The sequence below is a fragment of the Leisingera sp. SA32 genome, assembly GCF_056033425.1.
Genome location: NZ_JBVYHB010000008.1, coordinates 125,475 through 139,039, shown reverse-complemented (window position 1 = coordinate 139,039; position 13,565 = coordinate 125,475). Strand labels below are relative to the sequence as shown.

General features: G+C 65.4%; 16 protein-coding genes. 5 read left to right on the top strand and 11 right to left on the bottom strand.

What is annotated here, in order from left to right:
• Positions 1-122: 122 nt before the first annotated feature.
• Together AC0IPL_RS13340 and soxR are read right to left on the bottom strand one after the other, a co-directional pair.
• Positions 123-1,769 carry an electron transfer flavoprotein-ubiquinone oxidoreductase gene (locus AC0IPL_RS13340; RefSeq protein ID WP_474275006.1) on the bottom strand — a complete coding sequence of 549 codons (1,647 nt, stop codon included), beginning with the start codon at positions 1,767-1,769 and terminating at the stop codon, positions 123-125.
• Positions 1,770-1,943: 174 nt separating this feature from the next.
• Positions 1,944-2,411, bottom strand: a complete 468-nt coding sequence (soxR, locus tag AC0IPL_RS13335) for a redox-sensitive transcriptional activator SoxR (RefSeq protein ID WP_474275005.1) — start codon at positions 2,409-2,411, stop codon at positions 1,944-1,946.
• Positions 2,412-2,508: 97 nt separating this feature from the next.
• On the opposite strand from soxR, the gene AC0IPL_RS13330 reads away from it, so the two are divergent.
• The 3 genes from AC0IPL_RS13330 (at position 2,509) to AC0IPL_RS13320 (ending at position 4,661) form a co-directional block, all read left to right on the top strand.
• Positions 2,509-2,889 (top strand): VOC family protein, encoded by a 381-nt coding sequence (locus tag AC0IPL_RS13330; protein WP_474275004.1) that lies wholly within the window; start codon positions 2,509-2,511, stop codon positions 2,887-2,889.
• Between the two features lie 245 nt (positions 2,890-3,134).
• The gene (gene greA / locus AC0IPL_RS13325) at positions 3,135-3,605 is read left to right on the top strand and encodes a transcription elongation factor GreA (protein WP_474275003.1); all 471 of its coding nucleotides are present in this window, start codon (positions 3,135-3,137) and stop codon (positions 3,603-3,605) included.
• Between the two features lie 21 nt (positions 3,606-3,626).
• The gene (locus AC0IPL_RS13320; protein ID WP_474275002.1) at positions 3,627-4,661 is read left to right on the top strand and encodes a hypothetical protein; all 1,035 of its coding nucleotides are present in this window, start codon (positions 3,627-3,629) and stop codon (positions 4,659-4,661) included.
• 173 nt (positions 4,662-4,834) lie between these two features.
• On the opposite strand, the gene AC0IPL_RS13315 is transcribed toward AC0IPL_RS13320, so the two are convergent.
• Genes AC0IPL_RS13315 through AC0IPL_RS13300 form a run of 4 tightly spaced genes read right to left on the bottom strand, consistent with a single transcriptional unit; the run spans position 4,835 to position 8,170 of the window.
• Positions 4,835-6,091 (bottom strand): molybdenum cofactor synthesis domain-containing protein, encoded by a 1,257-nt coding sequence (locus tag AC0IPL_RS13315; protein ID WP_474275001.1) that lies wholly within the window; start codon positions 6,089-6,091, stop codon positions 4,835-4,837.
• A 24-nt stretch (positions 6,092-6,115) separates the two neighbouring features.
• A complete protein-coding gene (gene mobB / locus AC0IPL_RS13310) occupies positions 6,116-6,607 on the bottom strand; it encodes a molybdopterin-guanine dinucleotide biosynthesis protein B (RefSeq protein WP_474275000.1) in 492 nt (163 codons plus the stop codon).
• Entirely contained in the window at positions 6,604-7,245 is a 642-nt protein-coding gene (mobA, locus tag AC0IPL_RS13305; RefSeq protein ID WP_474274999.1) for a molybdenum cofactor guanylyltransferase MobA, read from the bottom strand. Before mobA ends, mobB begins: the two co-directional genes overlap by 4 nt.
• 52 nt (positions 7,246-7,297) lie before the next feature.
• Positions 7,298-8,170, bottom strand: a complete 873-nt coding sequence (locus AC0IPL_RS13300) for a formate dehydrogenase accessory sulfurtransferase FdhD (RefSeq protein WP_474275056.1) — start codon at positions 8,168-8,170, stop codon at positions 7,298-7,300.
• Between the two features lie 64 nt (positions 8,171-8,234).
• Here AC0IPL_RS13300 and AC0IPL_RS13295 point away from each other — a divergent pair, with 64 nt between their 5' ends.
• Complete coding sequence (locus tag AC0IPL_RS13295; protein ID WP_474274998.1) at positions 8,235-8,963, top strand: AzlC family ABC transporter permease; 729 nt, start codon at positions 8,235-8,237, stop codon at positions 8,961-8,963.
• Positions 8,960-9,289, top strand: a complete 330-nt coding sequence (locus tag AC0IPL_RS13290) for an AzlD domain-containing protein (protein WP_474274997.1) — start codon at positions 8,960-8,962, stop codon at positions 9,287-9,289. The genes AC0IPL_RS13295 and AC0IPL_RS13290 overlap by 4 nt, the downstream gene beginning before the upstream one ends.
• 22 nt (positions 9,290-9,311) lie before the next feature.
• Here AC0IPL_RS13290 and AC0IPL_RS13285 read toward each other — a convergent pair whose 3' ends face one another.
• The 5 genes from AC0IPL_RS13285 to AC0IPL_RS13265 form a co-directional block, all read right to left on the bottom strand.
• The gene (locus AC0IPL_RS13285) at positions 9,312-9,932 is read right to left on the bottom strand and encodes a hypothetical protein (protein WP_474274996.1); all 621 of its coding nucleotides are present in this window, start codon (positions 9,930-9,932) and stop codon (positions 9,312-9,314) included.
• A 24-nt stretch (positions 9,933-9,956) separates the two neighbouring features.
• The gene (locus AC0IPL_RS13280; RefSeq protein ID WP_474274995.1) at positions 9,957-10,091 is read right to left on the bottom strand and encodes an aa3-type cytochrome c oxidase subunit IV; all 135 of its coding nucleotides are present in this window, start codon (positions 10,089-10,091) and stop codon (positions 9,957-9,959) included.
• Positions 10,092-10,286: 195 nt separating this feature from the next.
• Positions 10,287-10,739 carry a DUF6173 family protein gene (locus tag AC0IPL_RS13275; protein WP_474274994.1) on the bottom strand — a complete coding sequence of 151 codons (453 nt, stop codon included), beginning with the start codon at positions 10,737-10,739 and terminating at the stop codon, positions 10,287-10,289.
• A gap of 36 nt (positions 10,740-10,775) precedes the next feature.
• Positions 10,776-11,822, bottom strand: coding sequence for an MBL fold metallo-hydrolase (locus tag AC0IPL_RS13270; RefSeq protein WP_474274993.1), 1,047 nt, complete (start codon positions 11,820-11,822; stop codon positions 10,776-10,778).
• Between the two features lie 5 nt (positions 11,823-11,827).
• A complete protein-coding gene (locus AC0IPL_RS13265) occupies positions 11,828-13,531 on the bottom strand; it encodes an acyl-CoA dehydrogenase (RefSeq protein WP_474274992.1) in 1,704 nt (567 codons plus the stop codon).
• Positions 13,532-13,565: the final 34 nt, after the last annotated feature.

Genomic DNA, 13,565 nt, shown 5'->3' with positions numbered 1-13,565 from the left:
TGCGGTTTACTGCTCTTGCGTTACCCCGAAAGCGTAGTGCGCTGTCCGCGAACACGCAATGGGGCGGCCCGAAGACCGCCCCCATATTCCGGCAAAAGCCTGCCGAATGCGTAAACTTGCCGTTACATGTTCGGGTAATTCGGCCCGTCGCCGCCCTGCGGCGTGGTCCAGGTGATGTTCTGGGCCGGATCCTTGATGTCGCAGGTCTTGCAGTGAACGCAGTTCTGAAAGTTGATGACGAACTCCGGCTGGCCGTCTTTTTCTACCACCTCGTACACCCCGGCCGGGCAGTAGCGCTGCGCAGGTTCGGCGTATTTCGGCAGGTTGACCCGGATCGGCGTGTCCTCGTTGCCCAGACGCAGATGGCAGGGTTGGCTTTCCTCGTGGTTGGTCATCGAGAAGCTGACGTTGGTCAGCCGGTCGAAGGACAGCACGCCATCCGGCTTGGGATAGTCGATCGGCTTGTGCTTGGCGGCCTCCTCGGTGGCCTCGGCGTCGTTCTTGCCGTGGCCGAGGGTGCCAAATAGAGAGAAACCGAAGGTGTTGGTCCACATGTCCAGCCCCCCCAGCGCCAGCGAGGCGGTAAGACCCCATTTGGACCACATCGGCTTTACGTTGCGCACCTTCTTGAGGTCGTCACCGATGGCGCCGGTACGTACGTCGGCCTCATAGGTCACCAGCTCGTCGCCCGAACGCTCCGCCCGGATTGCCTCATAGGCGGCTTCGGCCGCGGCCTTCCCGGACAGCATCGCGTTGTGGTTGCCCTTGATGCGCGGCACATTGACCATGCCCGCCGCACAGCCCAGCAGCGCCACGCCGGGCGCGACCAGTTTTGGCATCGACTGCCAGCCGCCTTCGGTGATCGCGCGAGCACCATACGCCACCCGCTTGCCGCCCTTCAGCAGCTCTGCCACCACCGGGTGGTGCTTGAAGCGCTGGAATTCCATGTAGGGGAACAGGTGCGGGTTCTTGTAGTTCAGGTGCACCACGAAGCCGACATAGACCTGGTTGTTGTCCAGGTGGTAGATGAACGAGCCGCCACCCGCGTTCTTGCCAAGCGGCCAGCCCATGGTGTGGGTCACGGTGCCTTCCTTGTGCTTGGCCGGGTCGATCTCCCAGATCTCCTTCATGCCAAGCCCGTATTTCTGCGGCTCCTTGCCGTCGGACAGACCGTATTTGGCGATCACTTCCTTGGACAGCGAGCCGCGCACGCCCTCGCCCAGGAAGACGTATTTGCCGTGCAGCTCCATGCCGGGTTCATAGGCCGGGCCGGGGGTGCCGTCGGGGTTCTTGCCGAACTCGCCCGCGATCACGCCCTTCACCTCGCCATTGTCGCCGTAGACCAGCTCGGAACAGGCCATACCGGGAAAGATCTCCACCCCCAGCGCCTCGGCCTGTTCGGCCATCCAGCGGCAGACGTTGCCCATCGAGACGATGTAATTGCCGTGGTTGTTCATCAGCGGCGGCATCGGGAAGTTGGGGATGCGGACTTGCCCCGCCTCGCCCAGCATCAGGAAATTGTCCTCCTTCACCGGCACGTTCAGCGGCGCGCCCTTTTCTTTCCAGTCGGGGATCAGCGCGTCGAGACCGCAGGGATCCAGCACCGCACCAGACAGGATATGCGCGCCCACCTCTGAGCCTTTTTCCAACACGACGACTTCGAGGTCGGAATCCAGCTGTTTCAGACGGATAGCCGCGGACAGGCCGGCCGGGCCGGCCCCGACGATCACCACGTCGTATTCCATCGCTTCGCGTTCAATCTCGGCCATTTTGCGGCGCTCCTTGGCTTTGTATTCGCTACCGGCCCCACCACGAGACGTCGGTGGGCGCAATATTCTTTCGCGGTTGCTTAGCTGCTGGCAGGCTGCCGGGTCAATCCAAACACCGCGTCACGGAGTTGTAAAACAGGCATCTGGGACAAAAAGTGCGCCCAAATTCGCCGCTCAAGCATCATTTTCCGTCTCTGGGCTGTCTCCCATCAGGTATCTGGGCCCCTTGCCCCGCGCGGCAGCGCGGTCGTCGGGATTGTAGAGCCTGCAAGACGACAGCGACAGGCAGCCGCAACCGATGCAGCCGTCCAGATTGTCGCGCAGTTTCACTAGGGTTTCGATTCGCTGGTCCAGCAGGGTGCGGAACTCAGCCGAGATTGCCGCCCAGTCCCGCTTGGTCGGGGTGCGGCCATTTGGCAGGCCGCGCAGGAAGCCGCGGATCTGCGGCAGCGAAAAGCCAATCTGCTGGGCGATCATGATGAAGCTGAGCCGCCGGATGTCGGCGCGGTGAAAGCGGCGCTGGCCGCCCGCGTTGCGCCAAGGCTCCACCAGCCCCTGCGCCTCGTAATAGCGGATGGCGGACACCGCCAGTCCTGTGCGGTCGGCCAGATAGCCGATGGAAATGCCTGCGGAGGGGGGCATGGGGTCTCCTGAAAAAATGCTTGAGCTGAAGTTAGGTTTAGGAATTACGGTGAGTCGTATCAACAGGTTTCCGCAAGCATAAAACAGGAGATTTAGCATGACCGCAGTACTGGAACACGCCAACGTCACCGTCGCTGACCCACACGGCACCGCCGCCTGGATGCAAAAGGTGTTCGGCTGGCACATCCGCTGGGAGGGCGAGGCCAAAAACGGTGGCTACAGCGTGCATGTGGGCGAGGCGAGCAGCTATGTGGCGCTCTATGCGCCGCCCACTGCCGCGGTCAAAGCGCCGGAAAGCTATGGCATCATCGGCGGGCTGAACCATCTGGCAGTGATCGTGCCGGACCTGGACGCCACAGAAGATGCGGTCAAGGCGGCCGGGTTCACGCCGATGAACCATGGCGACTACGAGCCGGGGCGGCGGTTTTACTTCCACGACGAAAACGGGATCGAGTACGAGGCGGTGCAATATGATTGATCTGTTGTGGCAGGCCGCATTGCGCGGCGGTGGGGCTGGCGGCATTTTTCCGCGCAAAGCTGTGGAAAACCCGCGTAAATCCCCCGGATTACGGCAATAACCACCCGCGAACAGCTCGCGCCCACTTGAAATCGGGCGCGGGATTGGGTCAGGTATCTGTCAACCGGACCGAACGCCCCGCAGCCTATGCTGCGGGGCTACGGTTTTCCACCTGACAAGAACACTAAGCGACCTGGACCAATCTCATGGAAAAGATCCCGATGACCCCCAAGGGTCATGCTGCGCTGGAAAGCGAACTGAAGACCCTCAAGTCGGTCGAACGCCCGGCCATCATCCAGGCCATCGCCGAAGCGCGTGAGCTGGGCGACCTGTCCGAAAACGCCGAGTACCACTCTGCCCGCGAAAAGCAGTCCTTCATCGAGGGCCGCATCAAGGAACTGGAGGGGCTTCTGTCGCTGGCCGATGTGATCGACCCCTCCAAACTGTCCGGCGCCATCAAGTTCGGCGCCAAGGTCACCGTGGTGGACGAAGACACCGACGAGGAGAAATCCTGGCAGATCGTTGGCGAACACGAAGCCAACATCGAGGCGGGCCTGCTGAACATCAAATCCCCCATCGCCCGCGCTTTGATCGGCAAGGAAGAAGGCGACAGCGTGGAGGTGCGCACGCCGGGCGGCGACCGCGCCTATGAAATCCTCAAGATCGTCTATTCCTGATCCGCAAGGCGGCACACCCAGATGACAGGTCCAACCAGCAGATCGGACATCAGCAGCCCACAGGGCGGCGGTCGTGCGTTGCGGCGGCTCGATGGCCCGCCCGCCAATGGTCTTGGCGGCGCCGAGCTGGCGGCCATCGGGCTGGGGGCGTTGTGGCTGGTGGCGGCTGCGGGGCTGTATCTATTTGCGCCGCAGGACAGCGGCCTTGCGCAGTGGGCCGACCGGATCGCCGCGCTGCTGGCCCTGGTGCTGCCGCTTGCGATGCTGTGGGTGGCGGCCTCGGCGGCGCGCTCGGCCCGCGTGGTGCGCGAGGAATGCGAGCAGTTACAGGCCGCCATCGACGGGCTGCGCCAGACCTATCTGACCCACTCGCAGCAGCAGTCCGCGGTGGCGGAGCCTTCTGTTGCCAAGCGGCTGGAGGAGATCGCCGAGGCGACGCGCAAGACCGAGACCGCGCTGGCGACCTTTCACACCAGCCGTCGCAACCAACCGGCGCGCCCCGCCATTCCGGCGGCCGCCGCAGAGCTCACCGCAGCTGAGCAGGGATCGCTGGCCCTGGAACCCCCGCCTGAGGCGGAGGCGCCGACGCTGAGCGCGGATCAGTTCATCCGGGCGCTGAACTTTCCCGAAACGGCCGAGGACACCGAGGGCTTTGCCGCGCTGCGGGCCGCGCTGAAGGATCGCAAGGCGGCGCAGGTGATCCAAGCGGCGCAGGATGTGCTGACGCTGCTCAGCCAGGACGGCATCTACATGGACGACCTGCGCCCCGACATGGCCCGCCCCGAGATCTGGCGCCAGTTTGGCCAAGGCGCGCGTGGCCGCGCGGTGGCGGCCTTGGGCGGGGTGCGTGATCGCAGTTCGCTGGCGCTGACCGCGGCCCGAATGAAACAGGATCCGATTTTCCGCGATGCGGCGCATCACTTCTTGCGTCGGTTCGACCAGATGTTCTCCGAGTTCGAGGCAGAGGCAACCGACAGCGAGATCTCTGCCCTGGGCGACACCCGAACTGCCCGCGCTTTCATGCTGCTGGGCCGGGTGGCGGGCACCTTCGACTAAAGGGCAACCGGTCGCACCCAGCCCTCCCCTGCTGGCCGCAAGCGCGGCCCTGCGGGTGACGGATGCGTATTTTCAGAACGATGAAGGAGCCCCCGCCGCGCGTCAGCGCGGCGCCGGGCCCAACGGCGGGCAAGCATCTGTGATGCGCCGAGCCGCGGGCGGGAGTTCCGCTGCTACATCGCGAAACTGCCGTAGGGGATGAAGCGTACCAGATCCCCCGGTTTTACATGCACCGCGCCATCGGGCAGCTCCACCAACCCCTCGGCCCAGCTGAGGCCGCTGATGCGGCCGGAGCCTTCGGATGGGAACACCTCGGCCCGGCCCTCCCGCATCCGGGCGCGCAGGTATTCGCGGCGGCCCGGTTTCTTGCGCTTTTCAAAACCTGCGGGCACGTCGAACCCTTGCGGGCGCTGCCAGCCTGCCCCCGCCAGCAGCCCTATGGCCGGGCGGGCGAAAATCAACGTGCAGACCAGCGCCGCCACCGGGTTGCCAGGCAGGCCGAAGACCGGCGTGCCCTGCCACATCCCCAGCGCCAGCGGGCGGCCCGGCTTCAGCGCGATCCGCCATTCCTGCATCGCGCCGGTTTCTTGCAACAGGGCAGAGACGTGGTCCTCATCCCCGGCAGAGGCGCCGCCCGAGGTCAGGATCACATCCGTGCGCGCCGTTGCATCATCCAGCCTTTCCCGCAACCCCTCGCGATCATCGGCAGCGCGGCCCAGATCCACTGCCTGAAACCCCATCTGCCGCATCAGCGCCAGCAGCATCGGCCGGTTGGCATCATAGATCTGTCCCTTGGCAGCGTCCGCGCCCGGCTCGACCAGCTCGTCGCCGGTGGACAGCACCCCGACGCGCAGGGGCTGGCGCAGCGGCAGCTCTCCCAGGCCGGTGGCGGCGGCCAGCGCCAGATCGGCGGGGGTGATCACCCGGCCGGCGGTCAGGATCACCGCGCCTGCCTGCACGTCCTCTCCCGCACGGCGGGTGTTGGCGCCCGGCTTCAGCGGCCCGTTGAAGGCGATCTGGCGGCCGTCTGTATTCACGTCTTCCTCAAGGATCACAGTGTCGACGCCATCCGGCAACGCCGCGCCGGTCAAGACCCGGATGGCATGGCCCGCAGGTACCGCGCCGTCAAAGGGCACCCCTGCCGCCGCCCGCCCCTGCACCAGCGGCAAAACGTGCGCGCCGTCGTCCCGCCCGCTGGCAAAGCCATAGCCATCCACTGCGGTGTTGGCCTGCGGCGGGTTGGCGCGACGGGCCAAGACGTCCTGCGCCAGCACCCTGCCCAGCGCATCCGTCAGCGGCACGGTCTCAACCCCGGTGACCGGGGCCAGCCGCGCGCGCAGCAGCGCCAGCGCCTCATCCACCGGTGTCCAGTTGACGCCCGCAGGCAGGGCGAAACAGTCATTGTTCAGGGGCGGTGGTGTCAGGGTCATGTCGGCAACCTCGGGGATGGGGGGCTACAGGCCCAGATCAGCCAGCAGGAAATCGGCAATTGCCACGGTATCGTCCAGATCAAACACCGGCCGGGCCAGATCCGGCGACCCATCGCTGGCAACCGCGCGAATGGACTGATCCGTGGTCGCGATCAGCGGCGTGCCTGCCTCAGTGCGGTGCGCTTCGATCTTGGGGTGAGCTTCGCGCTTGTAGCCCTCTACCAGCACCAGATCGACCGGGGCTAGTCGTGCCAACAGATCGGCGAGCGGCGGCTCCGGCTGGCCGCGCAGCTCCTGCATGATGGCGATACGGGCGGGGCTGGCCAGCACCACCTCCGCCGCGCCGGCCATGCGGTGGCGGTGGCTGTCGGTGCCGGGCTGGTCCACATCCGCGCCGTGATGGGCGTGTTTGATGGTGGAGACCCTCAGCCCGCGAGCGGTGATCTCGGCCACCAGCCGCTCCATCAGCCCGGTCTTGCCGTTGTTCTTCCAGCCGGTGACACCGTAGATCTTCATGCCAGCAGCGCCTCGGCGCGCGCCAGATCCTCGGGCGTGTTGATGTTGAAGAAGGGGTCGAAGGGCTCGGCTTCGAACCGCGCCTCGCGGCCGCCGTGCCGGTCGGTCCAGAGCACCACCTTGCGCAGCCCGTCCTGAAGCGCCGCGCGCAGGTCATCGCGCAGGGCGACGGGCCAGAGGCCGAAGGCCGGGTGGCGGTTCACGCGCTTGCCGCCGCCGGATTTCAGTGCCTCGTCGCCGCTGCGCGGGCTGGTGGCGAGCACCAGCGGATGCTCCATGCCCTCGGCCGCGGCGGTCAGACGGGCGACCAGATCCTGCGGGAAGAAGGGCGTGTCGGCAGCAGCGGTGACAATGGTGTCAGCCCCCTGCTCTGCCGCCCAATCGAGACCTGCGAGAACGCCCGCCAGCGGACCTGCAAAGCCCTCAATCGAGTCGGCAATGACCGGCAAGTCCAGGTCGGCGAACCGCTCCGGGTCGCCATTGGCGTTGAGTGCCAACCGCGCGACCTGCGGCGACAGCCGGTCGACCACGCGGGACAAAAGGCTTTGGCCGTCGATCAACAGTCGACCCTTGTCACCGCCGCCCATACGCGTTGCAAGGCCGCCTGCAAGGATGACGCCGAGGGGAGCTTTGGTCAAAACACCCCTCCAATGCCGACAGGTCCGTCCTTCCTGTTCAAAATCTCAACTCTCATTCCGCCCCCTTCCGCCTGTGCTTCTTGTCTTCAACCGGTGCGTCTTTCGGATCCATGTCGCGCAGCAACCGCTCCTCGCCTGACAGGCAGATGAACCGCTGACCGCGCATGCGGCCGATCAGGGTGAGGCCAACCTCGCGGGCGATCTCGACCCCCCAGGCGGTGAAACCGGAGCGCGACGCCAGCACCGGGATGCCCATCATCGCGGTCTTGATCACCATCTCCGACGTCAGCCGTCCGGTTGTATAAAGGATCTTGTCCGCGGGATCGGCGCCTTCGGACAGCATCCAGCCGGCGATCTTGTCCACCGCGTTGTGGCGGCCGACGTCCTCCATATAGACCAGCGGGCGGTCCTGATGGCACAGCACGGTGCCGTGGATCGCCCCTGCCTCGAGGTACAACGAGGGGGTGCGGTTGATCTTGTGCGCCAGCGCGTAAAGCCAGGAAGTGCGGATCTCGGCTTCGGGCAGGCGCACATCCTCCAGCCCCTCCATCATGTCACCAAAGACGGTGCCGACTGCGCAGCCGGACGTGCGGGTCTTCTTCTTCAGCTTCTCTTCGTGGCTGGTCTCCACCGCGGTGCGCACCACCACGGTTTCCAGATCCTCGTCATAATCGACGCCGGTGACCTCGTCGTTGTCGCGCAGCATGCGCTGATTGCGCAGAAACCCCAGCGCCAGGTATTCCGGGTAGTCGCCGATGGTCATGGCGGTGACAATTTCCTGCGAGTTCAGGAAGATGGTCAGTGGGCGCTCCTCGACCACGGCGATCTCGAGGGCGTCGCCGTTCTGATCGGTGCCGGTGACAGCGCGGGTCAGCCGGGGGTTCGAGACCCCGGGGGCGATCAGATATTCTGACGTGATATCCATGCTCACCAATTGCATTCCTCCTGCGTCCGGCGTAGGCCGGATGCAGGCAATCTAGGACGCACAGATGGCAAGCTCCACCACCAAATCAGCCTTTTGGCAAGGCTTTCGCGACAGCGCGCCGTTTCTCTTCATGGCCTCGCCCTTTGGCTTCCTGTTCGGCGTTCTGGCGGCAGAGGCTGGGCTGATCGCGCCGGAGGCTTTTGCCTTTTCGCTGGCGGTCTTTGCCGGGGCGGCGCAGTTCACCGCGCTCCAGCTGATGCAGGAGAACGCGCCGCTGCTGATCGTGCTGGTCTCGGCGCTGGCGGTGAACCTGCGGATGGCGATGTATTCCGCCTCGCTGACGCCATACCTGGGCGATGCGCCGATGTGGCAGCGGGCGCTGGCGGCCTATTTTGTGGTCGATCAGTCCTATGCGCTGTCGATCGTCAAATTCGAGAACGAGCCGCGGATGACCACCGCGCAACGGATGGCCTATTTCCTGGGCACCAATGGCATCGTAACCCCGGCCTGGGTGATCGCGACCATAGCCGGGGTGATGGCCGGCAGCCGCATTCCCGAGAGCTGGGGCGTGGATTTCGTGTTGCCACTGGCGTTTTTGACCATGATCGGGCCGATGCTGCGCACCCCGGCGCATATCGTGGCCTGCCTGGTGGCGGTCGCGACATCCCTGCCCGCGGCAATGCTGCCCTATAACCTGGGGCTGATCGTTGCAGGGATCGCGGGCATGATTGCCGGGGCGCAGGCCGAACTGTGGCTGGAGCGGCAGAAATCCAAGGCGGAGACCGTGAAATGAGCAGCATCCCCACCCCGGTTCTTTGGACCGTCATCGCCGGACTGGCGCTTGGCAGCTATGCACTGCGCTTTGTGTTTCTGGGGTTCATGGGCGGCAGGCCGATTGCGCCCTGGCTGATGCGGCATCTGCGCTATACCGCCGTGGCGGTGCTGCCGGCGCTGGTGGCGCCACTGGTGGTCTGGCCCGCCCCCACGGGCGGCAGCCCCAGCCTGATCCATTTCGCCGCCGCGGCGGCCACGTTCGCGGTCGGCTATCTGACCCGCAACGTGCTTTTTGCGCTGGGGGCTGGCGGGGTATCGTTGCTGCTGTTGTATTTGGCCGCGTGACAGCGCGGCCCAGGCGGCGCGGTCAGTTGGCGGCCGCGCTCAGCTCCGCGATGTTGCGGGCAATTCCGTCTTTGAGATCGGCGTTGTCGTCTTCGTAATAGCGGGTTGTGCGCACGCCGGGCAGCTGGCCAAACTGTTCGGCCAGTTTCTCCGGGTAGAACGTGCGGTCCACCTCTTCGAAACCGGGGATCTGTTGCAGGATCGCCGCCGTGGCCTGGGCGCAGTAGGCGCCGGGCACCCGGCCATTGGTCACCGCCAACCGGTAGGCTTGCTGGGCCTGTGCCGGCGTCACCTCGACCTCCTGTACCATCACGTGAAACGTGCTGCGCGCGTGCGAGCCGCGATAGGCTTTCTCCACCGCCGGGGTGATGCCGTAGAGCACATCATTCCGCTCCGGCACCACCGGCGCATAGAAAGAGCCTGCAGGATCGAAGATCACCCGTTCCGACGCGTTGATCATCAACGAGGCGTGACCGCCCCTGCCGGTGCGGTTGTTGATCATCGTGTAGAGCGTCAGCTTGGGCGGGCCCGGGTGGCGATAGGCCACCTGCGCCAGCGTTGCGGCGTCCGCATTGGGCTGCTGCGGCGCAGCACAGCCCGCGAGCGCCAGCAGCGCCGCGCCGAGACACAGCAGGTTGCGCATCACCACCGCCCCAGGTTCAGCCGATCAGCTGGCGAAGATCGCCAGGAACAGCGCGAAGATGACCAGCGCGATGGCGGAGCGGGTGATGAAAGTCAGAAACCCTGCATAGACTTTCTCCTGAGTGGTGATGTCCATGGAGCCGTGCTGATGATCAGCCATGTGCGTTATCCCTCAAAATTCGCGTGCGTTTTGCCGGTGATTACTGGATTTGGCGCGGGCTGTCACCACGTCATTCCGGCGCATCCCGCAGAAATTGGCGCTGTTGCGCGCCGCGGGGTCGCATCTGCCGCCCTGCGGCCGCGCGCGGTCCGCTGCGGACGACCCTGCGGCCGCCATGGCGCGAATCGGCTGCGCTCAGACCGCGTCCAGATCCGAGGCCAGCCGGAAGCCGATCCGGTTCGCAGGCTCTGCCTGGCGCAGTTTCGGCACAGCGCGCAGCATCACGTTCAGCTGGCTGACATGCTGCACCAGCTGGGTTTTGGTGCCATTGGCCTCACTGCCGTAAAAGGTGATGATGTCAGGATCGTAGTAGCCGATGCCCTCGATCCGCAGCACACCGGCATCACCGCCGGCGAAGCCCATGGCGACCTCATGCTCGCCGTCCAGCTGCTTTTCGAAGTTCTGGATATAGAGGATCAGCCGCTCATACGCCCAGCGCGAGGCGCTTTTGGTGGCATCGGGCTGCTGCAGCCGTTCGGGCACCTTGGTCAGCCCGGCGCAGGCCTCCGGGTCGGTATGGACCTCATGCAAGCAGGGCAGGATCGCGGCCTCGGCCGCCTCGGCGCTGGTTGAAATCTCGTTGTCCATGCTTCCCCCCCGATGGTGATGTCATGCGGGGGTGCATTACCCCCGATTCTGATAGAGCCAGGCACCGTCCTCGCGTTTCCAGCGAGCCACCTGACCGGTGTGGTACAGATGATTTACATGGGCCACCGCCTCCACCAGTGCAAGGCCGTATTCGCCCTCGCCGATTGTGCGCTTGAACAGCGCGGCAAAGCAATCGGCAGCGGTGCGGGGTTCGTTCAGATGCTCCAGCAGCCGTTCCAGCGCGCCGTGATGGTTGCCGATCAGCTGCTGCATGCGCAGCGGCAACCGCGAGAACGGCAGCTTGTGGCCGCCAAGCGCCAGGTGGTCCGGGCGCGCCAGCGGTGCCAGCCGTTCGCAGGCCTCAAGCCATTCGCCCAAGGGGTCGGCCATGGGTTCGGTGGCATAAACGCCGATGTTGGGGCTGATGGTAGACAGGATCTGATCGCCGCTCAGCACCAGATGGTCGTCGCGGCTCCAGAAGGTGGCGTGTTCGGGCGCGTGGCCGTTGCCGATATGCACATCCCAGTCGCGCCCGCCCATGCGGATCACGTTATCCTGCTGGATGCGGGTAAAGCCCAGCGGCATCGGATGCACCGTGTCGGCAAAATTGAAGGGGCGCTCAGTGACGCGTTTGTCGTAAAACGCCCGGTCCATGCCGGCGCTGCGATAATAGGCCAGGGTTTCCTCGGGCCAGACCTCCTGCACGTCGAGCATCAGCATCCGCGCGAACAGCCAGGCGGTGCGGGTGGTGACCAGCTCGGCGCCGTGGTCGCGCTGGAACCAGCCGGCCAGGCCAATGTGGTCAGGGTGGTGATGCGTCACCACCACCCGGCGCACCGGCTTGCCGCCCAGCGGACCAGCCATCAGCCGCTCCCAGATCGCGCGGCTGCGGCGGCTGTTCATGCCCGTGTCGATCACCGTCCAGCCGTCACCATCGTCCAGCGCGTAGACGTTTACGTGATCCAGCTTCATCGGCAGCGGCAGGCGCATCCACAGCACACCCTCGGCGACTTCGATCGCCTCGCCTTCGGCGGGCGGATCTTGCCACGGGGTGCGCGGCGCGACGTCGGGAACGCTGGTCATGGGGCCTAACTCGCCAGCTCATCCAGGCTGAGCGCAAAGGCGCCTTCCGCCCCTGATTGAGCATGGGCCAGCAGGCCCGCATGTTCCGGCAGCAGACGGTTGATGTAAAACCGTGCCAGTTTCTCGCGTGCCCCGCCCGGGTTGGCCATCGCCGCCGTCAGGTGGTAGTGGCCGCCCAGCACCCGCGCAAACGCGCGCAAAAACGGCACCGCACCGGCAAAACGGTCCTGCATGTCCTGCTGCGCCACCAGCCACTCGGTAGCTTCGCGCAGGGATTCGCAGGCCTGCCAGACGGCCTCGGCCATAATGGGATGGCTGGCGCGGGCACGTTCGGCTTGTTCCTCGAACTCCTCGATCAGGGCAAAGGCAGCCTCGCCGCCGTCCATCATCTTGCGCGCCACAAGGTCCATCGCCTGAATGCCATTGGTGCCCTCGTAGATCGCGGTCACCCGCACGTCGCGGTAATATTGCGCGGCGCCGGTTTCCTCGATGAAGCCCATGCCGCCATGCACTTGCACCCCGGTTTCTGCGACCTGAATGCCGGTGTCTGTGCCAAAGGCCTTGGCAATCGGCGTCAGAAACGCGGCGCGCGCCGCCCAGACGGCATCTCCGGTTGCGGTCTGCATGTCGATCGCCTGCGCGCAGGCCAGCAGGATCGCGCGGGCGGCGAACAGATCCGCCTTCATTTCCATCAGCATGCGGCGGACATCGGCGTGATCGGCAATGACCCCGCTGGCGGATTTGCCCTGCTTGCGCTCCAGCGCATAGGCCAGCGCCTGCTGATAGGCCCCTTCACCCGCGCCGACGCCTTGGCCGCCGACACCCAGCCGCGCATTGTTCATCATGGTGAACATCGCTGCCATGCCGCCATGCTCGGGGCCAACCAACCAGCCGGTCGCGCCGTCATATTGCATCACGCAGGTGGGCGAGCCGTGCAGACCCATCTTGTGCTCAAGGCTCACCACCTTCAGATCGTTCGCCTTGCCCGGATTGCCATCCGCATCGGGCAGGTATTTCGGCACCAGGAACAACGAGATCCCCTTGGTCCCCGGCTTGCCATCCGGCAACCGCGCCAGAACCAGGTGGCAGACGTTTTCACAGAAATCATTGTCGCCCCAGGAGATATAGATCTTCTGCCCGGTCACCGCGTAGGTGCCATCGCCGTTTGGCACGGCTTTGGAGCTGAGCGCGCCAACATCCGACCCCGCCTGCGGTTCGGTCAGGTTCATGGTGCCGGACCACTCGCCCGAGATCAGCTTGGGCAGGTACAGCTCCTTCAGCGCGTCGGAGGCGTGATGCTCCAGCGCCTCGATCTGGCCTTGGCTCATCAGCGGCGCCAGTTGCAGCGACAGACAGGCGCCCGCCATCATCTCGTTCACCGCGGTGGCCAGGGTCAGCGGCAGCCCCATTCCGCCGTGTTCCTCCGGCGCACTGATGCCGATCCAGCCGCCCTCGGAAATCGCCTTGTAACCATCGGCAAAACCGGGCGAGGTCCGCAACACGCCGTTTTCCAGCCGCGCCGGTGTCAGATCACCATCGCGTTGCAAGGGCGCCATCACCCCGTCGCACATCTTGCCCGCCTCGGTCAGGATCGCGCTGGCCACATCCGCCGTTGCCTCCGCAAAGCGGTCGGTCGCGGCGATGCGGTCATAGCCGACGACGTCCTTCAGCAGGAATTCATACTCGGAAACGGGGGCACGGAAGGTCATGGCGCATCCTTTGGCGGTCTGGGTCGGGCCGGGT